Here is a 21,544-nt window from a genome sequence, read left to right on the forward strand (position 1 = left end):
TTGATGCAGTAGCCTACGACACTAACGCAAAGACAGGAAATTGTACCCCTAGCCCTTAAACAGTAATGTTCAGAAACGACCCACGCGGGAGTATCCTGCCCGATTCAGCTGCAATTTTTGCTGCTTCAAAAAGCTCTTTAAGGCGCTCTGTAATACCAAAACTTCTGAGATCACCGGTAAAGGGCTTCAGGGCCTTTTGAACCGTCAATCTTGCAGGAGCTGTTTCTTTCTTAATTTCAGAAGGTTGCTGTTTTGTGATTCCATCAGGCGATACACCTGAAAAGAATCCAGCATCCCTTTTATTGGAAATTTTCATGAGAGAAGAATGACCAAATCCTGTAAATAATACGTTAACCGCAACTCAATAAAACGGGACCAGATAACATTTCAAGTCCGCAACTCTTTTTAAGAGAATAAATATTCATAATTATAGCGCATAAGTTATCACCAACTAATCACTCTGGATTTTCTCACTGTATATTTAGGCCGATTCTTTTAATGAAACTTTTGTTAACCATACAGAACTTGCCATCAACTACACACCTAAACTACTATATTTAGTATCCATTAAGTCAACACATACACATCACCTAATAGATTAACGAAAAAGTTAAGACTATTTTCATAAATTTTGACGTAATTGTTTGTTAACAAGTGAATCTACTTAAGCGTGGATTCTCTTGATATAATAAGGATCAATGCAGCCAATAATGGCTGTGAACGCGCAAGTAGCGCACCGGGGTATAAGGAAGCGGGGGTTCCCTTGCCGGAAAACCAGGATAATAACTTGCAAAAGTTGCTGTCGATGGCACTAGACCGCTCGGTCAAAGGCCGGGAAACGCTTGCGCGTACGATAGGGCAACTTTTCTCTGAAGAAGAACGCGTTCTTTCCGAACTGGAAAGGGCGTTGATGACTGATATCCTGGGCAAACTGATAAGCGATGTTGAGCAGCTCGTACGACAAGCTTTAAGTGAAGAGTTAGCTTCAACTAAAACCGTTCCTCATGAATTGATTTTAATGCTCGCAAATGACGACATTGAAGTCGCCCGTCCCATCTTAATGAATAGTAATATCCTTCAGGATCAGGATCTGGTCGATATTATTAAATCCCGCACGCATCAACATCAGCTTTCAATAGCTCTTCGAAACGAACTTAGCAGCGACGTTTCTGACGCCCTTGTTAACACAGGAAAAAAAGACGTCATCAAAACACTGCTCGAGAACAAAAATGCTTCTATTTCAGAACTTACTTTGGAATATTTAGCCGACCAGTCCCGACGCATTGATGATTTCCAAGAACCGCTTGTTAATCGTGAGGACCTGCCGGCTCATTTGGCTGAACGAATGTACTGGTGGGTATCTGCCGCTCTAAGATCACACATCCTCAAGAATTTTCCGGTGGATATCCAGGAAATCGATAACAAGATCCAGTCTGGCATTCACAAACTTGTCGATCAGGATAGAGTTTCTCCTCAACCGCACGCCCCGGCAACACAACTCGCCCAGAAATTAAAACAAAACAATTTGCTAACCGTCGACAGTTTGGTTCAAGCCCTTCGGCAAGGGGAAGTAGAGCTCTTCGAAAGTATGTTCTGCGAAATGAGTGGTTTTAGGCCAGGCGGCTTACGAAAAGCTCTTTACGAGACCAAAGGCGAAGGCATTGCAATTCTGTGCCTTGCCATGGGTATACCAAAACAAACATTTGCGACCATCTTTCTATTGAGCCGCAAAGGAAACCCCCGAGGGCATAAAACTGACCCCCGGGATCTTTCCCGGGCGATGCTCATCTATGACAAAGTCAGTAAAGATGACGCCCAATTGATTACAGATTCTTGGCGAATGGACCCCAAATATCAAGACGCAATCAGCGAAATTGATACAGCTTCCACAGATAAAAAATCAGCAAGTGGGGCAAAGGCGTCGTGATGGTAAAAGAAACGAAGGGTCGTATCGTGAAGCTCCCTAAAGATCGCGATACAAAAAGCAAAAGCGCTGGCCTTCCCCATAATTTGAGTGGCTCGTTCGAAATTATCTCTGCCTTAAAGAACGATATCGTTCACAACGGCCCTCCTACCTGTGTCATAAGCAATGAAGGTCAGGTTATATTTGCGAACGAGGCCTACGAAGCGATTGCAGCGGAAATGGAAGATGCAGGCTTAATTGAAAATGCAATTGCCCCTCCCTATAGCCCAGCAGAGATCGCGGCTATAAAATCTGCAGGTGGCAGCAATCCTGATGAATACACAATCATTGTTAATAAGAAGGCCCAGCACTATCTGGCCTCTTATCACTTTATAAATGCAACGAACATGCACCCCGGCGCAACTGCCGTCGTTTTGCAACCTCATGATGAAAATGCTCAGCTAAAAGAAGTTCTGGGTTCTGTACAAAGCCGCCTGAATGACATGAGCCGCTTGGTCTCTGACTGGACATGGGAAACAGACAAAGACCTGAACTTTACTTATGTATCACCACAGGTTCAAAAGGCCTTGGGATATCACCCAAGTGAGCTTCTGGGACGCAGTATCAAAGATCTGGTTGTAGAAGAACCAGATCATATATTTGCCAACACAAAAGCCACGGGCACTCACAAACCTTTTAGAGATGAACAGCTAACAATTCTGAGCAGATCCGGCGAAGAACGCCTTTTCCTGGTCAGTGGCCTCGCCTTTTATACCAACGAAACCAGAGCTTATGCCGGGTATCGCGGCAGTGCCCGAGACGTTACAGAACAACAACATCAACAAGGCGCGCTCAGAACAGCCAAAGAAACGGCTGAAGTCGCCAACCGTGCAAAGTCAGAGTTTCTGGCGAATATGAGCCACGAGCTCCGAACTCCTTTGAATGCCATTATCGGGTTTTCCGAAATGATGTCATCACAGCTTCTGGGGCCTCTTGGAAACAAACAATATCATGAATATTCCCATGATATTCATACCTCTGCCCGCCACCTTTTGAGCGTGATTAATGACATCCTTGATGTGGCAAAGATTGAGGCAGGAAAGCTTGAGTTACTTGAAGATGCCACAGACCCTCTGAAACTGGCTGTGTCCGTTCAACGCCTGATGATTGAACGCGCAGAAAATGCCGGGTTGAAGCTAAAACTCTCTTTACCGTCAAAACTTCCCATGCTGCATGCAGATCAGCGTAAACTGAAACAAGTTCTCATCAATCTACTCGCAAACTCTGTGAAGTTCACGCCATCTGGTGGCATTGTCGAACTTGCTGGCGGCGTAAATGATGATGGTGATTTTGAATTCATCGTCATGGATACGGGCATTGGCATGTCCGAAGAAGATATCCCGAAAGCATTTGAACCCTTTGCACAGATCGACAGCACTTTAAGCCGGCAATTCGATGGAACAGGCCTTGGTCTTCCTCTAGCTCAGGGATTAGTCCGATTACACGGCGGCGAGTTGGAAATGACCAGCAACCCAGGTGAAGGGACTTCGGTTAAGTGTGTATTGCCAGGCTCCAGAATACTACCTTCTTAGAACATCCCACAGCATACTGTCTTTGATTTTAAATATTTTGCACTGCACAAAACAGATGCTTTCATTCCATTCCCTGTGCTAGGCTTTTGCTCTCTTCTTTTTAGTCCGGAGTCTGAAACCGGGTATGCACAACACACCTGACAATTTTGGCTCTATCCGAGCCGCCTATATCCAGGGGGCCAAAGATGCCCTCACAATCCCTGCGCTTATACTGGGCAGCACCTATATGGGTTTTGGTGCACTGGTAAGCGAAACTGGGCTGGAAGTATGGCACGCCCTTATTTCAACGGCTGTTAACTGGGCTATCCCCGGGCAAATCGCCACGATGGAACTCTACGCAATCAATGCATCCCTCTTTGCGATTGCCGCAGCGGTTGGCTTGATTAATTGCCGGCTGATGCCGATGACAATTGTTTTGATGCCCTTCATCCGCAACAAGAAAACACCTAAAATTGTTTATTATTTCATGAGCAATTTCATCGCGGTTACCGGATGGGCCGCGGCGATGAAACAGTGTCCGAGATTGCCTGAAGAACAACGTCTTCCTTACTTTACCGGCTTTGTCGTTCCCCTGTGGTCTGTTTGCATGCTCGCAACATACATTGGATATCACCTCCCCGGCCTGTTACCTGCAGAAGTAACGATGGGGCTGGTTTTTTTAAATCCTGTTTATTTCATGCTGGTTTTTCTTGCTGACTTCACCCAGCCCGGCCGGCCGACAGCCCTCATTCTCGGTGCCATCCTGGGGCCATTGACCTTCTTGCTCACACCAAATTGGAGCTTACTCATCACCGGACTTGTTGCCGGCACAGTTGCTTTCTTGATCAGTGAACACAAACACAAGAAGGCCCAATCACAATGAACGAGCTAGACAACTTGTTAAGTGCCGACTTTATGGCTCCTATGGCTGCATTAGGAGTTGCAGCTGCTGTTACCTACTTCTGGCGTGGATTGGGTGTTGCCGTGTCTGGAAAAATGGATAAAGACAGTGCTGTTTTCCGATGGGTTACCTGTGTTGCTTATGCTTTACTCGCTGGCTTAATCGCTCGCATGATCCTTCTCCCCATAGGCCCGCTGGCGGAACTTGGTCTGGAACAGCGTGCTGGCGCAACAATCATCTCTCTCGCTGTATTCTTTCTTACGAGAAAAAATCTACTCGCTGGCGTCACAGCTGGTGCAACGGCACTGGTCTTGATGGCAAAACTGGGACCTCTTTAGAGATCCCAGTTCGCTGCTAAATCGTAGCTTTTTGGACCTTAAGCCGCATCTTCCAAGGCTTTAACCCCGGGAAGAGTCTTTCCTTCCAACCATTCGAGGAAGGCACCACCTGCGGTCGAGATGTAAGAAAAATTCTCATCAGCCCCTGCATGGACCAACGCGGCAACGGTATCACCACCACCAGCAACGGTAAGCAATTCCTCCGATACGGTCAAAGTTGCAGCGGCCTGAGCAACTGAATTTGTCGCAGCATCAAATGGCTCTGTTTCAAAGCAACCAAGCGGGCCGTTCCAAACCAGTGTCTTACAGTTTTTTAATTCAGCAATTATTTCTTGTGCTGTCTGGCTACCTGCATCCAAAATCATTTGGTTATCAGGAACCGATGATGTCTCGACAGTAGATGTTGGAACATTCTCAGCCAGCGTTTCCGCAACGACAACATCAGAAGGCAACATAACTTTACAATTTTGTGCCTCAGCTTCCTTTAGAATAGCACGTGCTGTATCCGCCATTTCATGCTCGCAAAGCGAACGTCCGACTTCAATACCTTGTGCATTCAAGAATGTGTTGGCCATGCCACCACCAATAACCAGGACGTCAACTTTCCCCACAAGATTACTAAGCAGGTCCAGTTTTGTTGATACCTTTGCCCCGCCAACCAAGGCAGCAAGAGGGCGTTTGGGTTGCCCCAAAGCCTGTGAGAGATGCTCAAGTTCAGTTTGCATCAAACGACCCGCCGCCGCAGGAAGTAATCGGGCCAGACCATCCGTCGAGGCATGTGCGCGATGTGCCGCAGAAAAAGCATCGTTAATATAGACATCACCAAGTTTTGCAAGTTCCTGCGCAAAGGAAGCATCATTGGCTTCTTCTCCGGCATGGAACCTGAGGTTTTCAAGTAATAGTATTTCCCCGTTTGCTAAGGCATCAATCTGGGTAGACACTTCAGCGCCGATACAATTGTTCGCAAAGACAACCTTTTCCCCACCCAAGGCATCAGAAAGCCCTTCAACAACCGGTGCCAAACTCATTTCTGGAACAACATTACCTTTGGGGCGGCCAAAATGAGCCATCAGGACTATCTTTGCGCCTTGCGCCTTTAGGTCACGTATTGTTGGCAATACCCGAACAATACGGCTGTTATCGGTGATTTTGCCATCCCTGATCGGTACGTTAAAATCTACTCTGACAAGCGTACGCCTTCCGCTCAACTCAAGATCGTCAATAGTTTTAAATTGGGACATAATTACTTCCTGTTGTTCTTATGAGACTTTTGGTGAGACTTCTGGCGCCCAAATGGTTTCTTATTTACAACTAGCTTGTTATTTAAAGGAAGTGGTACAGAGTCACTCAATCAAATTCAAGCCCGAAGTGGGCTATCTGGCTCTAGCTAACAATAAGATTTGGCTTGTTACGCCCTTAAACGACATTAAGTCTGGATCAAAGGTAGATCAAAAAAGAGGAATGCATTTCGTGAATGACGTCATGGAACAAAAAATAAGAGCCGTTCTGAAGAATACCGCGCAAAAGCACCAGACAATCAGTTATCGCATGCTGGCAATAGAGGCCGAAATTCCTGGCCCCCAAATCATTCACAAACTAACCCATAAACTCGAAGACATCATGCGAACAGATCACAGCAGTGGCGCTCTCTCGCTGGCTCCCCTTGCTGTTAGCCGTGGCGAACCCGCCATTCCACGTAGTGGCTTCTTTATCCTCTTGAGGGAACTCGGTCTTTATGATGGTCCTGATCAAGGAGACGAAGCAATAAAAAAGCACGATGCCTTACGAGAAGAAATTTACAGTGCGTTCACCACATCGTAAACATACAAAAACAGGATTGGCATCGACTCAACCCGTAGTGCCAACCCTGCTTGAAAATACCAAGAAACAATAATATCTCTAAGGTTCAGCTAAGAATCTTATTTTGAGCAAGTTAGCTCTTTAAAACCATCACAGCGATAGTTTGAACAAATTTCTTTTGAGCCCATGTTAATCGTCGGGAAAAGCGAGCCAATGTTGTCGTCTCTAACCCAGGCAACTGCTGTTTCATGGCCTTTTTTCTTGCACCATTCACGCGCAGCAGGCTCTCCGCAATTTGTTCCCGGCGTTAGACAATAATTCAGGCGATAGGCATCAAAAACAGGAAACTCGTAAGTGGTTCCCCCTACCGAAGGACTCACAAAGCGTTCTGCAGTCTCCGTCGGCAAGCTCCCCTGCTCTGTAGAGCTACCAGAATTCAGAGGCTGGCTTTCAACATTTTCAGCAGGCTGTGCCTCGAATAGTTGATACGAAGGCGTAAAGAGCGGGTTCTCTGACTGTGATGTAATTGCCTGTCGCTCCAGCTCACCTTCTGTCGCCTGTGTCGGCTGAGGAATTAGCGCATCGTCACCAGCAGGTGTTATACCTGCCGCAAGCAAATCTGAATCCGCCGAACTATAAGCAGGTGCTTGGAACGTCTCGGCTGGTGCCGGTGCGGTGAATACCTGAGGTTCGGGCGCAACAAATGTTTGAGGTTCCGGAGCGACAAATGTTTGAGGTTCCGCAGGTGCCGCTTGTGTTTGAGGTACCGCTTTTTGCACTGCAGCAGTTTGAGGGACTTCCACGCTCTTCTTGACAACAGGAGCTTCTTGCGTTGAACCAGATTGTGGTGCAACAAAAGTCTGAGGTGCTTGTGACGCTGTCTTTGGTTGTTCTGCTACAGTTTGAGGCGTAACCGTCTTAGCTGGAGCTGGGACTGTTGCGTTAGCCACAACAGTTTTAGGTGATGTACTTGCGACAACTAACCCGGACAAGGCAGATGCCGGGCCAGATACATACTCAACCTTCACAGAACGCGCGCGCCCTTTATATCCATAGTCGGCAAGGTTAAACTTGCGGATACTTTCCGCTTTAAAAGGAAAGGTAACGTGATTTCCCTGACAATCGGGAAAATCATACAAGGTCGCCCGTACACGGTGGCGAACAGATTGATAAGCCTGATCCATTGCTTCTGGATGCATAAAGACCAACTGATCACTATCATTAAACCGGAACGTTCCACGCTCCCCGGCATAGGTCGTTGGGCCGACCAGATTTTGGCAATAGCCTGTACGCCCGTTATCCCAAGCAGGAATAAAGGCACGTCGGTAATTCAACTGTTCAAGAACATTTGCACAGCCACGACTATAGGTGTTTAAACGTTGCAACATAAGAACACCGGGCGGCGGCCCCATATCACGACGATAGATGATCATGGATGAATAGGTATCATCTTGTGGCGCAGCCATTGAAACCGGCGCATCATTTACCCTCTTCAACGGGACAAGATCAGCTGATGGTCCCTGCCACAACAGGTGTGGTTCTTCCTTGCTACCCAAAAGAGGTGCGCAGGATTTGTCCGTTGTTTGAAACAAAGGACCCTGGAAAAACATCGCGCCAACTTGCGAACCAAGTTTTAGGGATGAAACACGGCCCGAAAGATCACCAAGAGAAGGCACAAAAGAATAGAGTTGGTCGGCAGAGAGTTCAAAAACCTTCGCGGCACCAGCATACTCAAGCCCGTCAAAAGCAATAAGTTGATTTGGCGCTGGTTCGCCAGCCAAATCCTGAGCATGAACTTTTCCTGCCATAGAACTAAAACCAGCCACAATAGCCACCATCGTTCCGGCAATACGCCCTAATGCTCTCATACGACTTCTTTCCCCATTTCAAGCAGGCCCTATTTCAAGCAGAATAGTTACCCACTTGGTCACCAAATTGATTCAAACACACTTTGTAAAAGTATTGGCAAAATAACAGGAAGATCAGGGAAAGAAAACCACCTTGATCGTCTCATTGAAATTCAAACAAAAAAACCGATAAAACCACACCAAAATCTTAGCTAAACAGATAACAAAAGATATAAAAAAACGGTCCGATAATCGGACCGTTTTTCATGAATGCCAATCAGAAATTCTGATCGCGATTAACCGGCTTTTGAAAAGCGCTCAGCAACGTATTCCCAGTTAACAAGGCTATCAACAAAAGCCTTAACATAATCTGGACGCGCATTGCGATAATCAATGTAGTAAGAGTGTTCCCAAACATCACAGCCGAGAAGCGCGTGACCACCAGTCACCAACGGGTTCTCACCGTTTGCTGTTTTGGTCACAGCAAGCTTGCCGCTGTCGTCCAGCACAAGCCAGCACCAACCGGAACCAAACTGTGTAACACCAGCATTTACAAAATCAGCTTTGAACTGATCAACGCTACCAAAATCTTCGATGATCTTTTTTTCAAGTTCACCAGGAATTGCGCCGCCGCCATTTGGCTTCATCATGTTCCAGAACTCAATGTGGTTCCAGTGCTGTGCAGCATTGTTGAAAATGCCAGCTTTGGATGCATCACCAAAAGAGCCTTTAACGATCTCTTCCAGAGATTTACCTTCTAGGTCGGAACCTGCCAGTAGCTTGTTACCGTTCACAACATAAGCGTTGTGGTGTTTGTCGTGATGAAACTCAAGAGTTTCTGCAGACATATATGGTCCCAGAGCGTCATAAGCATATGGAAGGGCTGGTAATTCAAGAGCCATGAGATTTCCCCAATTCTTTAGTTTCGTTTTCAGTGTTCGAATTTCTGCCGCACTTTAGCCCGTTTACCCCCTGTACCAAAAGCGAAAATCGCACCTATATGATTTTCAGTTCCGAATAACTAAAAAGAAAAGAAAAACTGCTCACAGATAAGTCAGGGGAGCAAACAGGAAATTAAAAAGAAAAAGCGGCTTATTTCTCGATTTTAAGTGTTAAAGCAGAAAGACATTCAAGTGTCTCTTCACTCACATGGTGTTCAACACCCTCGGCGTCAATCTCTGCCGTTGCATCACTCACCCCGGCGGCCTTTAAAAAGCGCACCACAATTTCATGTCGTCGGCGCGCAGCCTGTGCCAGAGCACGTCCTTCATCTGTCAGAAATATTGATCGGTAAGGTTTTGAAATAACCAACCCCTCGCGCTGAAGGCGTTGGATAATTTTATTGACGGTCGCATGACTGACCCCCATACGTTCCGCCAATTCAACAACACGCGCTTCACCGTTTGCATTGATCAAATCATCGATCAATTCAACATAGTCTTCGGCGACTTCTGTTTTATGGGCTTCGCGAACACGCTCAAACTTTGCTGCCTGTTGCTCAGCGTCTTCCAATTCTATATTCGCCTCAGGATTAGTCTCTGGGTCAGTCACTGATGTCATGGACTTAAATATAACCTTCCGCCACTCATCTAATATTAACTCTGCGTTGCCCTTACTTACCTGAAAGAATCCCGGATGTAAAAGAGCAAGCACACTTAAACATCCACCAAAATCAACTTAAGATTATTACCTGCAAAATAAATAAGATAAGCTTGAAACATTATGCCGTTGACACCAAATGTAGCCTAGGCTACAAATTTACCTATCGGCATCAAAGCCGTTATATTCAACCACGACTCGATTCTATCGCCATTAACGCCCCGAAGCAGACAGATTAAAAAGAAACTGATGATGCTACTTAGATCCTTTACTTTCATACCCAAGATTATCTTGGCAGCCGTTATTCTCATCGCTTCCAGCCAGTTAGCTCGGGCCGATAAACCTGTTATAGTTACAACTATTGCCCAGATCGCAGATGTCGCCAGCCATATCGTTGGGGACAAAATGGAAGTCGACAGTCTCATGGGCGAAGGGGTCGACCCCCATACATATCGGATGAATAGATATGATGTCGCTGCACTGACAAAAGCAGATATTGTTCTCTACAACGGCCTCTATCTGGAAGCTCAGATGGAAGATGCGCTGGAACGCATGGCGACAAAGAAACCAGTGGTTCCTTTGGCAGAAACAATCAACAAATCGCTGCTATTGACCAGTCAGGATTACGAAGACAAAAACGATCCCCATGTCTGGATGGATGTGCGTAAGTGGATGGCGGTCACAAGCCAGGCGCTCGACGTAATCAAAAAATTCGACCCTGCAAATGCTGATTTCTATGACAAAAATGCTGCGGAATACCTGATCAAACTTGAACAGCTCAATGGATATGTTGAAACCGTTCTCGCAAGTGTGCCTCAAAACGAACGTGTTGTTATCTCTGCTCACGATGCTTTCAACTATTTTGGCAAAGCATATGACTTTGAAGTTGTAGGTATTCAGGGCTTGAGCACGGCAAGTGAAGCTGGTCTGAAAAAAATAGAAAATCTGGTCGACCTGATCGTCACTCGTAAAATCAGAGCCGTCTTTGTCGAAAGTTCTGTTGCTGATCGCAATGTGAAAGCTTTGATCGAAGGTGCTAAAGCGCGTGGTCATAACATAACAATCGGCGGAACATTGTTTTCAGATGCCATGGGGCCTGCGGGAACTTACGAAGGTACTTACATTGGCATGCTTGATCACAATGCAACTGTGATTAGCCGCGCCCTTGGTGGCGAAGCTCCTTTGGCTGGCATGAGCAAACAATTGACCTTGACGCAACACACAGCTAACTAAGGCTGTATAGGAAATTTTCCGATGATCGCGAAACTATTGAAACTACAACCGAGTACATCCCTCAGCACAGATGCTGCCAAGAAAGCCCCTTTGGCAATCGAAGGCCTTTCTGTTTCCTATCACCACAAGCCAGTGGTCTGGGATCTCTCGTTTGTTGCCCCAGAAAAGGGGTTGGTTGCGGTTGTCGGTCCCAATGGCGCAGGAAAATCAACCTTTATCAAAGCTGCTCTTGGTTTGATCCCCAAGTTATCCGGGGAAATAACGGTTTATGGCAAGCCCGTGGACAAACAACGTAAACTTATTGGATACGTTCCTCAGCGGGGTAGCGTGGACTGGGATTTCCCCGCCTCTGCATTGGATGTTGTCACCATGGGCCTTTATGGCGAGATTGGCTGGCTAAAGCCAGTTCGAAAAGGTCACAAGGAACAGGCCCTGTCCTATCTGGAAAAAGTTGGCATGGCCGACTTCGCAGATCGACAGATCGGGCAACTATCCGGCGGACAACAACAACGTGTTTTCCTTGCCCGTGCACTCGCACAAGACGCATCGCTTTATTTCATGGACGAGCCTTTTGTCGGTGTAGATGCCGCAACGGAACGTGCCATTATTAACGTTTTGAAAAAGTTAAAAGACCAGGGGAAGACGGTAATCTGTGTTCACCACGACCTGCAGTCCGCACCGGATTACTTCGATCACGCGCTAATTCTCAATGTAAGGCCTGTAGCCTATGGTCCGATGCACGAAACCTTTACATCTGAAAACCTGCAACGTGCCTACGGTGGTCGTCTTGCACCTTCTGAATTGTCAGGACTGATGTCACTCGCAGGGCAGTGATCTAGCCAGAACACTCAGCGTTAAATCCCCAGAACACATTAAAAACCAGAAAATGCCAAAGGCAAAATCGTGCTTCAGGAACTTTTTGAAATCCTAACTTTCCAAAGTGGGTACAACACGAATGTTGTCCTTCTCGGTGCTGGCTTACTGGGCACCGCCGGGGGAGTTGTTGGTGTCTTCTCTCTTCTACGCAAACGTGCCTTGATCAGTGATGCGATCAGTCACGCAACCCTTCCCGGAATCACGCTCGGCTTTCTGGTTGCCCTTGCCCTGACCGGGACGGGGAAAAGCCTTCCTTTCCTTATGATAGGTTCTACCCTAAGCGGCATTCTGGGCGTCTTATTGGTCCAATGGATCAAAGATAACACGCGCCTTCCTGAAGATTCAGCTATTGGTACTGTGCTGAGTTCCTTCTTTGGTCTGGGCGTCGTGTTGATGAGCTACATCCAAACCTTGAAAAGCGGGAGCCAGGCCGGTCTGGAAAGCTATTTACTAGGTTCAACAGCCAGCATGCTGCAAAGTGAAGCCGAAATGATTGCTATTTCAGCCCTTGTCATAACCGTGCTCGCTGTTCTGTTCATGAAAGAGTTTGGCTTGGTATGTTTCGATCCGGATTACGCAGCATCACGTGGTTGGGCCGTGAGTAAAATTGATCTTCTTATGATGGCCCTGTTACTTGCCGTGGTTGTCATTGGCCTTAAAACCGTCGGCCTCATTCTAATCATTGCACTTGTTATTATTCCACCAGTTGCCGCCCGTTTCTGGACTGACCGTTTGGGCATTATGGTCGCGATCTCTGCCGTTACTGGCGGGATGAGTTGTTATCTTGGCGCAGCCCTATCCGCGCTTACTCCAGACTTGCCTTCTGGAGCAACAATAGTATTGACCGCCACGGCCCTCTTTACACTTTCGCTGCTCTTTGCTCCCAAACGAGGCATCATTGCAACCGCCTTAAGACAGTTCTCCTTCAGACTTAAAATCACACGTCGACGCGCTCTTTTATCCCTCGACAAAGGCCAAGAAAATCTGTCATTTCTGGCTTCATTACTGTTGAAACGTGAAGGTGTTTTGAACAGTGACCGGGCTTTGACGGAGAAGGGCAAAAAGACCGTAGTAACCATGTCCAGAGATCAAGCACTTTGGAATCAGTATCTCAATGACTACCCGGAAGAAGCTTTCGCTCAAAACCGCTGGTCACTTGCCATGATTACCGACATTCTCCCACGCGACTTGATTAAAGAGTTGGAAATGTCAATTGACAGTCCAAAGAAGGAAATCGGCTAATGGATTTACCTCTCGCAGATTTTCTACAAATAGATTTCCCGGCACTATTGGTTGCCTCTCTTGCAGGTCTCTGCTGTGGCTTGCCCGGCAATTTCCTTGTCCTAAGGCGTCAGAGCCTGATTGGGGATGCCATGAGCCATGTCGTTCTACCCGGTATTGTTGTCGGCTACCTCTTGTCAGGAACGCTGGATACATTACCCATGCTCCTCGGCGCTTTGGGCGCTGCCCTGATATCCGCGCTCTTGATCGAAGTCATCCGTCGGCTTGGCAATGTGGAACCCGGCGCGGCCATGGGAGTGGTCTTCACATCTATGTTTGCCCTTGGCGTACTTATTCTGGAACAGACCGGTGCCTCAGGTGTTCACCTTGATGTGGAACACGCGCTTTATGGAAATCTGGAATCTACTCTCTGGTTCGGGCTGAATGACTGGTCTGATATTTTATCAGCAGATGGCCTGGCACAGATGCCGGGAAGTATCAGCAGGCTTGGCGGTGTCACCCTTGTTGTTCTGCTTGTCATTATTCTCTTTTTCAAAGAACTGAAGATATCAACCTTTGATCCCGCCATGGCAACGTCCCTGGGCTTCAATGCCCGCTATATCAGCATCGGCCTGATCATTATGACCGCAACCTCTGCTGTTGCCGCATTTGATGCCGTCGGATCAATCCTTGTCATAGCCATGTTCATCTGCCCCGCCGCAACCGCACGCATGTGGACAGATAAACTAAGCTCCCAGATCATCCTGTCCTCTGTCGTCGCACTTTTATCTGGATGCCTGGGATATTTGATTGCCGCTTTTGGTCCCTTTTTAATCGGCGCGAACTATGCATTGAATGCAGCCGGCATGATTGCCGTTGTTGCTTTCCTGTTACAGGCTTTTTCAATGATTTTTGCCCCGAACCACGGGACGTTCGGGCGCTTCCTGAAGCAACGTAAAGCACTCCGGGAGCCCGCCGAAATTTAAATTAAGTGTTTATTTCTTTAAAACGTTTTCAAGAACATCCAGCGCCTTATTGGTCAGGATGTCGATAAGAACAACATCGTCATCCACAATAACAAATCGACTGTTTGCGCGGCGCGGCAAGCTGCTTTGCAAATCATCAGGCAGATCACGCTTGGCTAGGCCCGGCGGAAGTGAACCTTTTTCATCCAGCTGCTTTTGCAATCCGGGGGGTAAAGCCTCCTTTTTAGCCAAACCGGGTGGCAGGCCTTTTTTCTTGCCCTTCCCTTTATTCTTCTTGTGATCTTGAGACGTCTGATCATCTTTACCGAAATAGCGGTTAATCACTGTCCGCTCGATTTCACTGATCACATCCTCAATGGCTTGTTCTTGCGACGTTTGTGACGCGTAAGCGGGCGACAGAGAGACAAGTCCAACAGCGCCAAAACCAAGAACTGTTGGCACGATGGCCACAGCAAAACTTTTTCTGATTAGACGTTTCATAACGCAACCTCATTTCTTGTTCGTTAAAGAACAGTATAAGCGAAAAGAGGCAAAAATTGGATCAGCGTAGATATACGTAGCCGAGAAAATACAAGTTATAGCTTCTGACTTTGACTTGGGAGCTTGCGTTCAGAAAGCGGTGTACAGCCAAAGAAGTTGCGATAACAGCGCGAGAAATGCGCAGACGAGTTATACCCACAGGCTAGAGCCACTTCGATAATTCGCATCTTGGTTTGCATGATCAACTGTCGTGATCGATAGAGCCTCAGCTCACTATAGTATCTGGCCGGAGACTTATTAAATTGCTTGCTGAACATTCGCTCCAACTGACGGCGCGATGAACCCGCAATCTTGGAGAGTTCTTCAAGGCTCAAAGGCTCCTCCAAGTGATCTTCCATAATTTGGATCACCCGCAATAAACGTTGATCCTGAATGGAATAACGTGCGGAAAGGCCAAAGTACTGAAACTCTCGCCGATCTCTAATACGTTCGTGTACAAACTGATCCGCGACCATTCTGGCCAACTCAAAACCATGCAAGTCAGAGATAAAGTTCAACATCATATCCAGACCAGCCGTGCCCCCAACACAGGTAAAACCCTTTGCACTGACCTCAAACAGCTCATTGGATGTTTCAATTTCGGGAAACGTTTCCTTGAAGGCTGACAGATATTCCCAATGGACCGCACATTTGGTTTTATCGGCCAACCCGGCTTTGGCCAGATAATATGATGCCGTATAAAGCGCACCGATAACCTTACCCTGACGCCCCACAGTTCTCAGCCACGGCATAAAGTCACTGGTATCAAAGCCGGATATATTATGCCCGCCACAAAGAATGATATTTTCCGGCTCACTCGCAGAGGCCAGATCCCCCTGCACTTCCAGACGCAATCCATTCGACGCTTCGACATTCTTTCCATCCAGAGAGAAAACCGGACAGTCATAGAGTTCTTCGCGTGCAACCTTGTTTGCAACGCGCAAGGGTTCCATTGCAAAGGTAAAAGAATTCATCGAAAACCCGGGCAAGAGCAAAAAGCCAACACGTCGGGTTTTGCCTTCTTTGGGTTCTGGAAACATTTTATTCTCTTCTACGAATGACTGATGTGAGCAACAGTTACGATAACTGGATTCTGTCGCTTTTCACACAAAACGACACACACCTCTTCTAAGCGGCCTTGCCCAAGGTTTCAATAGCAGAAACAAGAAAGGCTGCCTGAAACAGACAGCCTTTCATAAATTAGACACATCATCTGGCTACTTGTTTTGGTGCCAATATTCAATCGCCGCACCAACACCTTTACCCGGCTCGATATCCATTCCCATATCGCGCATAACCATTTCGGCTCCGCCAAGTGCGCTAAACAGCATACACTCATTCAAATCGCCAAGATGCCCGATCCGGAATAGCTTTCCGGCAACTTGGGTAAGCCCTCCACCGAGAGAAAGGTTATAATCCTGATAGGCCCGTTTAACGATTTCCTGTCCGTCAATATGTTCAGGAACCATAACACCCGTAACAGTATCCGATTGCCAAGCAGGTGTTTTGGCACAGGTTGACAATCCCCATGCTGCAACGGCCTGCCGCACCCCTTCTGCCAGACGGTGATGCCTTTGCCACACCTTTTCCATACCCTCTTCCAACAGAACATCAACAGAAGCACGCAAGCCTCTCAACAGTCCCATCGCAGGAGTGTAAGGGCCAAAACCGGTACGGGTCTGATTAATCATCATTTTGAAATCAAAATAGAACCGCGGGCAAGATGCCGTTTCGCCAGCTTGAAGTGCCTTTTGGCTGACACCCACGATGCCAAGACCTGTTGGCAGCATAAAGCCCTTCTGCGACCCAGCGACAGCAAGATCAACACCCCAGGCATCCATTTCAAATTCAATGGCTCCTATTGAGCTGATACCATCCACATACAACAACGCCGGATGGTTACAGGCATCCAGAGCCTCTCTAACACCCTTGATATCAGATGTAACACCCGTTGCCGTCTCATTGTGACAGACGATAACGCCTTTGATCTCATGCTGGGCATCAGCTGCAAGACGTTCGGCAATTTGCCCCACCGGAGCACCCTCGCCCCACGGCACATCCATGTCTTCAACCTCAATACCAAGTGCACGACATGAATCAATCCAAAGACTTGAAAACTGTCCAAACCGCGCCGTAAGAACCTTGTCGCCCGGTGAAAGAGTATTGGTAATGGCCGCTTCCCAGCCACCGGTCCCGGATGACGGAAAAACAATCACTTCACCTTTATCTGTTCGGAAGATTTTTTTCAGATCTTCGAACAGTGGCACCATAAAATCCGGCGCTGACATAGCACGGTGGTCTTCTGTGTTTATATCCATCGCCAAACGAATACGTTCCGGCATGTTTGTTGGACCCGGTATAAAGAGTGAATTACGACCAGCCATTATTAAATCCTTAGCAGTATCTCAAAATAAATTCTCCTGAGACTACGAAACCCAGTGCACAACAAAAAGGATCAATTCGGATTAGGAATTGTGACAAAAGCGCAAAAATCGCCCTATGCTCTCAACAAACTTGCATGAGGAAAAAAAGAGGCGCAGGATATTATACCTAATCAATCACGTCCCTAAATCGAGTTTTCCCATGACATTAGAAGTATGGCTTCTTTTCATTGCCGTCAGTCTTGCCCCTGCAATTAGCCCCGGTCCAGCTGTATTCCTTGCCCTTTCCAACACACTCAAGTTTGGGGGACGCGCGACGATCTGGTCAGCGACAGGTAATGCACTCGGTTTATTTATCCTTGGCTTTGGGGCTGCCTTGGGCTTGGGCACGATCATGGAAACCTCAGCTATCGCCTTCACAGTTCTAAAGTTCATTGGCGCTGCCTATTTGATCTGGCTTGGCATTAAAACCTGGAGAGATAAAAGCGGCTTGATAGAGGAGGGGCAAAACACACTTCCTCCTCAAAAACACAAACTTTTTTCCACTGCCCTGATTGTATCACTCACCAATCCCAAGGCGATTGTCGTTATTCTTGCCTTGTTTCCTCCCTTTATGAGTGTAGAAGGCTCAGCCCTATTTCAGGCGACAATCTTATCCGCAACCTATGCAGTCCTGTGCTTCTTAAATCACCTGACAATTGCCCTTATGGGCGGACGTTTGAAAAATTTCATGAGTAGTGTGAAACGCATTCGTCTTGTTCGACGCGTCCTTGGCGTTACTTTTGTTAGCTTTGGTGCCCTGCTCGCTTCGGCCCAAAGATAAACTACCACCCCATTTTGTCCGCAAAAGCATGCCAGCGGATCATAAAGGGCATAAACCAGGGGTATCCGGTATACAGTGGTCTGCTTTCAAAAGGCAGATCATCCAGTTCGGTTCGCCCCTCAGGATCGTTCAAAATCTTTAATGCTGTTTTTCGACCAAAATAGACGGCACGACCAATACCCGAACCACAATACCCCATGGCATAATACACACCATCAATTTTCCCGACATGGGGAGCATGGTCAAAAGTATAGGCAACAACTCCAGACCAGGCATACTCAATCTTTACCGATTGTAGCTGCGGATAAATTCGCCTCATCGCGTTCCCGAGGTAAGTTACGTACTCTTGTGGATTGTCCTTAAGATCTTTTGCCCTGCCCCCAAAAATCATACGCTTTCCATCGGCCGATGGTCGGTAATAAAAAACCAGACGATGCGTATCACCATGGCCCCTTAATTTAGGCGAAAGTTCGAGAATTTTTTCCGGTGGCAACTCTTCCGTTGCTGTCACCGCCGATCGGATCGGGATAATACGTCGACGAAACCATTGCAAATTTTTAGGCGTATAGCCATTTGTTGCCACGATCACATTACATGCTGCCAAAGAATGGGTCTTTGTATAGACGACGAGCTTACCTTCAGAACCGGAAATGTCCTGTACGGATTGCTCACCGTATACCTTAGCACCGGCTTCTGTGACTTTTCTCAAAAGTCCCTGCAACAACAATGCCGGCTGTAACGTGCCATCATCTTCATAAACAGCCCCGCCATGATAAAGACCAGACCCTATTTCATGATGTTGCTCAGATTTAGCGACCATGTGCGCATTGAGGCCAAGATCCCTTTGCATAACCTCAACTTGTCGGGCGAGATTGTCATAATGATTAGGGCGAACTGCGCCCCTAAACCGTCCCCGCATGACCAATTCACAGTCAATTTCTTCTTTTTCGACGAAAGAAATCAAGGACCGCATACAATCCAGACTTTCGAGCATAATGGCACGTGCCTTTTCTTTTCCATAGGCACGCTCTAGGCCCTTAAGCCCAAGCTTATGAAAACTAGGACCCAATAACCCGCCGTTACGCGCCGAGCATCCCCATCCCGGACGTTCTGCATCCAGGACGACAACAGACCGCCCGGCGCGCGCAAGGGTAAGTGCTGCGGAAAGCCCTGTATAGCCAGCACCAACAATAACAACATCAGCCTTCTTAGGTGGACGATCAGATTGAACGTAATCGTCTGGTTGAAAACGAGAATCAGACCACCAGAAGGGTTGATGTGTGAAGGTTTCAGATCCGGCCATGATCTTGCTCTGCCAAAAGGAAGGAAAGGCGGCTTACATAAGAAGTAAAATGTAGCCTCAAATCATATGCTGTCATGACCATGAAGTCGTGGGAAGCAGAAAGTTTGACCTCTCTGCTTAACACTTCAGAAAACCAACTGTACACCCCTCCTCTAACCTTATCTTTTATCCAGTGGCACCTCTGTGGTTTCCTTGATCTTTTCCATAGAAAAATAAGACGTCACATCATGCAGCGGTGCCGTTCGAATAATCTTTTTATAAACCCGGTCATAATCTTCGATACTCGACACCAAAATCTTCAACAGATAATCCACGTTTCCATTTAGACGATGAAATTCAACCACCTCATCAATCTTGCTAATACCTTCAGAAAAACTCTCCAGCCAACCATCCCCGTGGTGCGCCGTTCTCAACTCAACAAAAACCGTCAACTCTTTTCCCACCATTGCCGGGTCAACCAAGGCAACCTGCTTTTTTATAACGCCTGATTCCTGCAATAGCTTTATGCGCCGCCAACAGGCATTGGTCGACAGATTGACCAGCTCGGCAATTTCCGATGCCGGGCGGCTGGCATCACGCTGTAGTTCCTTTAAAATTCGAAGGTCAACATCATCTAATTTCATAACAGGCCCTATTCTTGAGATATTTTCCCAACTTTTACCACATTGCCTATGAAATATGAGAAAAAATTTTATCTACTTCTGATTTAAACTACTTCCACGCACAAAAAATAATATACAAACTTGGTGGAACAGATGAAAAAAGTTATCGACGGGCTCTTTCTCGATCACCCACAATCCGTAAACGAAACCTATTTTCAACACATGGGACAAGCTCTGTATTTTGCATTCCATATGTGTATCGGCTTTTTTGTTTGTCTTTGCCACGCCTTTATCCCCGGTGCTTTTGAAAAAACAGGCAGCAAATTGGTAACCAAACTGCATGACCGTATGGTTCAAAACCGCCTGCGAAACCTGGCAAAACAAGATAGTATCAGGGAAAACACAAAAACAAATCTCGCCTGACAAACCACCTCTTCTTTGGCTATAGGTATCTTTGGGAAACGCTCTGGTTTCCAAAATACGCTTTTGTGATCGTTTTGATTGAACTGTGAAATTTTTGAGATTTTTATCAAAAATTCCTTTAGGGTCTCGGGAAATAGCTATCGCCGATAAAATGCGATACAGCCCATCAAAAATATATTGAGCACAAAAATGCCTATTCTTAGCACAGGGAACGAAAAGTACGCCCAAACGAAGATCCTGATGCCCGGCATTCTTCTGGCAGTCATTCTCTCTTTTGCAGCAACATTCATTTCAGATCATCACGGTGGGCCAACGCTCCTCTACGCCCTGCTTTTTGGCATGAGTTTAAATTCCCTGATTGAGGGATCTCCTGCCAAACCCGGTATCGAATTCACCAGTAAATATGTACTGCGTATCGGTGTTGCACTTCTTGGCGTTCGCATAGGTCTGGACCAGATTTCTCAGCTAGGACTTACATCGGCAAGCATATTAGTAATAGCTGTCATCATCACAATTATATCTGGCGTCCTGCTGGCAAAATTCTTTGGCTTTGATAAAAGGTTTGGCCTTCTCACGGGTGGCGCGACGGCAATTTGTGGAGCTTCTGCAGCTTTGGCCATCTCGGCCGCAATGCCGGCCTCTCCTACCAAAGAACGTTCAACACTTTTTGCTGTTGTTGCTGTGACAACCTTATCCACTCTGGCTATGATTCTTTACCCTCCGCTCGCTCTATGGCTGGGAATGACATCAACAGAGGCGGGCTTTTTTATTGGTGGAACGATTCATGATGTTGCCCAGGTCGTTGGTGCTGGTTATTCCATCTCACCAGAAGCCGGTGATGCCGCAACGGTGGCAAAGCTGTTTCGCGTTGCACTTCTCATCCCGATTACCTTATTTGTGACCACAATCTTCAAACAGACCAGCTCGAATAAAATAAAGGCCTATCTGCCGCCCCTCTTTTTGGTCGGGTTTGTCTTTTTCACAAGCCTGCGCTCAATAGGTGTTTTACCAGAAATAGTAATCACACAACTGTCCGAGCTCTCCCGCTGGTGTCTGATTACCGCTATTGCAGCAGTCGGGTTGAAAACATCTTTACGGGATGTTTTACAAATAGGCCACCAGGCTTTGATACTTGTCGTGATAGAGACAGCAGTTATTGCAGGTTTGATATTGGGCAGTGTTTATCTGATACATTGACCGGAAACGAACAAATATAAC

At 46.9% G+C, this 21,544-nt stretch carries 22 protein-coding genes; 11 read left to right on the forward strand and 11 right to left on the reverse strand.

Annotated elements, in window-relative coordinates:
- Positions 1–55: 55 nt before the first annotated feature.
- Complete coding sequence (locus BKB51_RS15235; RefSeq protein WP_085901972.1) at positions 56–316, reverse strand: hypothetical protein; 261 nt, start codon at positions 314–316, stop codon at positions 56–58.
- A gap of 354 nt (positions 317–670) precedes the next feature.
- Here BKB51_RS15235 and BKB51_RS15240 point away from each other — a divergent pair, with 354 nt between their 5' ends.
- The 4 genes from BKB51_RS15240 to BKB51_RS15255 all read left to right on the forward strand — a co-directional run bounded on the left by BKB51_RS15240 (position 671) and on the right by BKB51_RS15255 (position 4,713).
- The gene (locus BKB51_RS15240) at positions 671–1,927 is read left to right on the forward strand and encodes a DUF2336 domain-containing protein (RefSeq protein WP_085901973.1); all 1,257 of its coding nucleotides are present in this window, start codon (positions 671–673) and stop codon (positions 1,925–1,927) included.
- On the forward strand, positions 1,927–3,495 hold the full coding sequence (locus BKB51_RS15245) for a PAS domain-containing sensor histidine kinase (protein ID WP_085901974.1): 1,569 nt from the start codon (positions 1,927–1,929) through the stop codon (positions 3,493–3,495). Before BKB51_RS15240 ends, BKB51_RS15245 begins: the two co-directional genes overlap by 1 nt.
- A 124-nt stretch (positions 3,496–3,619) precedes the next feature.
- Positions 3,620–4,357: an AzlC family ABC transporter permease gene (locus BKB51_RS15250; protein ID WP_085901975.1), complete on the forward strand. Its 738-nt coding sequence runs from the start codon at positions 3,620–3,622 to the stop codon at positions 4,355–4,357.
- Positions 4,354–4,713: an AzlD domain-containing protein gene (locus tag BKB51_RS15255; RefSeq protein WP_085901976.1), complete on the forward strand. Its 360-nt coding sequence runs from the start codon at positions 4,354–4,356 to the stop codon at positions 4,711–4,713. The genes BKB51_RS15250 and BKB51_RS15255 overlap by 4 nt, the downstream gene beginning before the upstream one ends.
- 38 nt (positions 4,714–4,751) lie before the next feature.
- Here BKB51_RS15255 and BKB51_RS15260 read toward each other — a convergent pair whose 3' ends face one another.
- Positions 4,752–5,954: a phosphoglycerate kinase gene (locus BKB51_RS15260; protein WP_085901977.1), complete on the reverse strand. Its 1,203-nt coding sequence runs from the start codon at positions 5,952–5,954 to the stop codon at positions 4,752–4,754.
- Between the two features lie 229 nt (positions 5,955–6,183).
- On the opposite strand from BKB51_RS15260, the gene BKB51_RS15265 reads away from it, so the two are divergent.
- Complete coding sequence (locus BKB51_RS15265; protein ID WP_125911853.1) at positions 6,184–6,534, forward strand: hypothetical protein; 351 nt, start codon at positions 6,184–6,186, stop codon at positions 6,532–6,534.
- A gap of 98 nt (positions 6,535–6,632) precedes the next feature.
- Here BKB51_RS15265 and BKB51_RS15270 read toward each other — a convergent pair whose 3' ends face one another.
- The 3 genes from BKB51_RS15270 to mntR all read right to left on the reverse strand — a co-directional run bounded on the left by BKB51_RS15270 (position 6,633) and on the right by mntR (position 9,920).
- Positions 6,633–8,381 (reverse strand): hypothetical protein, encoded by a 1,749-nt coding sequence (locus BKB51_RS15270; RefSeq protein WP_085901979.1) that lies wholly within the window; start codon positions 8,379–8,381, stop codon positions 6,633–6,635.
- Positions 8,382–8,656: 275 nt separating this feature from the next.
- Positions 8,657–9,262: a superoxide dismutase gene (locus BKB51_RS15275; protein ID WP_085901980.1), complete on the reverse strand. Its 606-nt coding sequence runs from the start codon at positions 9,260–9,262 to the stop codon at positions 8,657–8,659.
- Positions 9,263–9,452: 190 nt separating this feature from the next.
- Positions 9,453–9,920: a manganese-binding transcriptional regulator MntR gene (gene mntR / locus BKB51_RS15280; protein ID WP_085901981.1), complete on the reverse strand. Its 468-nt coding sequence runs from the start codon at positions 9,918–9,920 to the stop codon at positions 9,453–9,455.
- A 288-nt stretch (positions 9,921–10,208) separates the two neighbouring features.
- On the opposite strand from mntR, the gene BKB51_RS15285 reads away from it, so the two are divergent.
- From BKB51_RS15285 to BKB51_RS15300, 4 genes are all read left to right on the forward strand, one after another.
- Positions 10,209–11,192: a metal ABC transporter solute-binding protein, Zn/Mn family gene (locus BKB51_RS15285; protein WP_245813286.1), complete on the forward strand. Its 984-nt coding sequence runs from the start codon at positions 10,209–10,211 to the stop codon at positions 11,190–11,192.
- A gap of 21 nt (positions 11,193–11,213) precedes the next feature.
- A complete protein-coding gene (locus BKB51_RS15290) occupies positions 11,214–12,026 on the forward strand; it encodes a metal ABC transporter ATP-binding protein (RefSeq protein WP_085901983.1) in 813 nt (270 codons plus the stop codon).
- A gap of 69 nt (positions 12,027–12,095) precedes the next feature.
- A complete protein-coding gene (locus BKB51_RS15295; RefSeq protein ID WP_085901984.1) occupies positions 12,096–13,310 on the forward strand; it encodes a metal ABC transporter permease in 1,215 nt (404 codons plus the stop codon).
- Positions 13,310–14,275, forward strand: coding sequence for a metal ABC transporter permease (locus tag BKB51_RS15300; protein ID WP_085901985.1), 966 nt, complete (start codon positions 13,310–13,312; stop codon positions 14,273–14,275). The genes BKB51_RS15295 and BKB51_RS15300 overlap by 1 nt, the downstream gene beginning before the upstream one ends.
- 9 nt (positions 14,276–14,284) lie before the next feature.
- On the opposite strand, the gene BKB51_RS15305 is transcribed toward BKB51_RS15300, so the two are convergent.
- From BKB51_RS15305 to BKB51_RS15315, 3 genes are all read right to left on the reverse strand, one after another.
- Entirely contained in the window at positions 14,285–14,755 is a 471-nt protein-coding gene (locus BKB51_RS15305; protein WP_085901986.1) for a hypothetical protein, read from the reverse strand.
- Between the two features lie 95 nt (positions 14,756–14,850).
- Entirely contained in the window at positions 14,851–15,834 is a 984-nt protein-coding gene (locus BKB51_RS15310) for a GlxA family transcriptional regulator (protein WP_085901987.1), read from the reverse strand.
- A gap of 177 nt (positions 15,835–16,011) precedes the next feature.
- Entirely contained in the window at positions 16,012–17,178 is a 1,167-nt protein-coding gene (locus BKB51_RS15315) for an aminotransferase class V-fold PLP-dependent enzyme (protein ID WP_085901988.1), read from the reverse strand.
- Between the two features lie 199 nt (positions 17,179–17,377).
- On the opposite strand from BKB51_RS15315, the gene BKB51_RS15320 reads away from it, so the two are divergent.
- The gene (locus BKB51_RS15320) at positions 17,378–17,998 is read left to right on the forward strand and encodes a LysE family translocator (protein ID WP_085901989.1); all 621 of its coding nucleotides are present in this window, start codon (positions 17,378–17,380) and stop codon (positions 17,996–17,998) included.
- A 1-nt stretch (position 17,999) separates the two neighbouring features.
- Here the strand turns inward: BKB51_RS15320 and BKB51_RS15325 are convergent, their stop codons facing one another.
- The 3 genes from BKB51_RS15325 to BKB51_RS21350 all read right to left on the reverse strand — a co-directional run bounded on the left by BKB51_RS15325 (position 18,000) and on the right by BKB51_RS21350 (position 20,554).
- Positions 18,000–19,301 (reverse strand): NAD(P)/FAD-dependent oxidoreductase, encoded by a 1,302-nt coding sequence (locus tag BKB51_RS15325; RefSeq protein WP_085901990.1) that lies wholly within the window; start codon positions 19,299–19,301, stop codon positions 18,000–18,002.
- Between the two features lie 158 nt (positions 19,302–19,459).
- Positions 19,460–19,924, reverse strand: coding sequence for an Lrp/AsnC family transcriptional regulator (locus BKB51_RS15330; protein WP_046506422.1), 465 nt, complete (start codon positions 19,922–19,924; stop codon positions 19,460–19,462).
- 72 nt (positions 19,925–19,996) lie between these two features.
- Entirely contained in the window at positions 19,997–20,554 is a 558-nt protein-coding gene (locus tag BKB51_RS21350; RefSeq protein ID WP_198946774.1) for a hypothetical protein, read from the reverse strand.
- A gap of 12 nt (positions 20,555–20,566) precedes the next feature.
- Between BKB51_RS21350 and BKB51_RS15340 the strand changes: the two genes are divergently transcribed.
- On the forward strand, positions 20,567–21,523 hold the full coding sequence (locus BKB51_RS15340) for a YeiH family protein (protein ID WP_218044053.1): 957 nt from the start codon (positions 20,567–20,569) through the stop codon (positions 21,521–21,523).
- Positions 21,524–21,544: the final 21 nt, after the last annotated feature.

It is taken from the genome of Kiloniella majae, from assembly GCF_002118315.1.
GTDB classification, from domain to species: domain Bacteria; phylum Pseudomonadota; class Alphaproteobacteria; order Kiloniellales; family Kiloniellaceae; genus Kiloniella; species Kiloniella majae.

Bases quoted from the DNA above. Each gene is read 5' to 3' on its own strand.
- mntR (WP_085901981.1), bottom strand. From the start codon at position 9,920: ATGACATCAGTGACTGACCCAGAGACTAATCCTGAGGCGAATATAGAA.
- BKB51_RS15330 (WP_046506422.1), bottom strand. From the start codon at position 19,924: ATGAAATTAGATGATGTTGACCTTCGAATTTTAAAGGAACTACAGCGT.
- BKB51_RS15315 (WP_085901988.1), bottom strand. From the start codon at position 17,178: ATGGCTGGTCGTAATTCACTCTTTATACCGGGTCCAACAAACATGCCG.
- BKB51_RS15245 (WP_085901974.1), top strand. From the start codon at position 1,927: ATGGTAAAAGAAACGAAGGGTCGTATCGTGAAGCTCCCTAAAGATCGC.
- BKB51_RS15320 (WP_085901989.1), top strand. From the start codon at position 17,378: ATGACATTAGAAGTATGGCTTCTTTTCATTGCCGTCAGTCTTGCCCCT.
- BKB51_RS15235 (WP_085901972.1), bottom strand. From the start codon at position 316: ATGAAAATTTCCAATAAAAGGGATGCTGGATTCTTTTCAGGTGTATCG.
- BKB51_RS15270 (WP_085901979.1), bottom strand. From the start codon at position 8,381: ATGAGAGCATTAGGGCGTATTGCCGGAACGATGGTGGCTATTGTGGCT.
- BKB51_RS15300 (WP_085901985.1), top strand. From the start codon at position 13,310: ATGGATTTACCTCTCGCAGATTTTCTACAAATAGATTTCCCGGCACTA.
- BKB51_RS15305 (WP_085901986.1), bottom strand. From the start codon at position 14,755: ATGAAACGTCTAATCAGAAAAAGTTTTGCTGTGGCCATCGTGCCAACA.
- BKB51_RS15285 (WP_245813286.1), top strand. From the start codon at position 10,209: ATGATGCTACTTAGATCCTTTACTTTCATACCCAAGATTATCTTGGCA.
- BKB51_RS15275 (WP_085901980.1), bottom strand. From the start codon at position 9,262: ATGGCTCTTGAATTACCAGCCCTTCCATATGCTTATGACGCTCTGGGA.
- BKB51_RS15260 (WP_085901977.1), bottom strand. From the start codon at position 5,954: ATGTCCCAATTTAAAACTATTGACGATCTTGAGTTGAGCGGAAGGCGT.
- BKB51_RS15340 (WP_218044053.1), top strand. From the start codon at position 20,567: ATGCCCGGCATTCTTCTGGCAGTCATTCTCTCTTTTGCAGCAACATTC.
- BKB51_RS15255 (WP_085901976.1), top strand. From the start codon at position 4,354: ATGAACGAGCTAGACAACTTGTTAAGTGCCGACTTTATGGCTCCTATG.
- BKB51_RS15310 (WP_085901987.1), bottom strand. From the start codon at position 15,834: ATGTTTCCAGAACCCAAAGAAGGCAAAACCCGACGTGTTGGCTTTTTG.
- BKB51_RS15325 (WP_085901990.1), bottom strand. From the start codon at position 19,301: ATGGCCGGATCTGAAACCTTCACACATCAACCCTTCTGGTGGTCTGAT.
- BKB51_RS15290 (WP_085901983.1), top strand. From the start codon at position 11,214: ATGATCGCGAAACTATTGAAACTACAACCGAGTACATCCCTCAGCACA.
- BKB51_RS15250 (WP_085901975.1), top strand. From the start codon at position 3,620: ATGCACAACACACCTGACAATTTTGGCTCTATCCGAGCCGCCTATATC.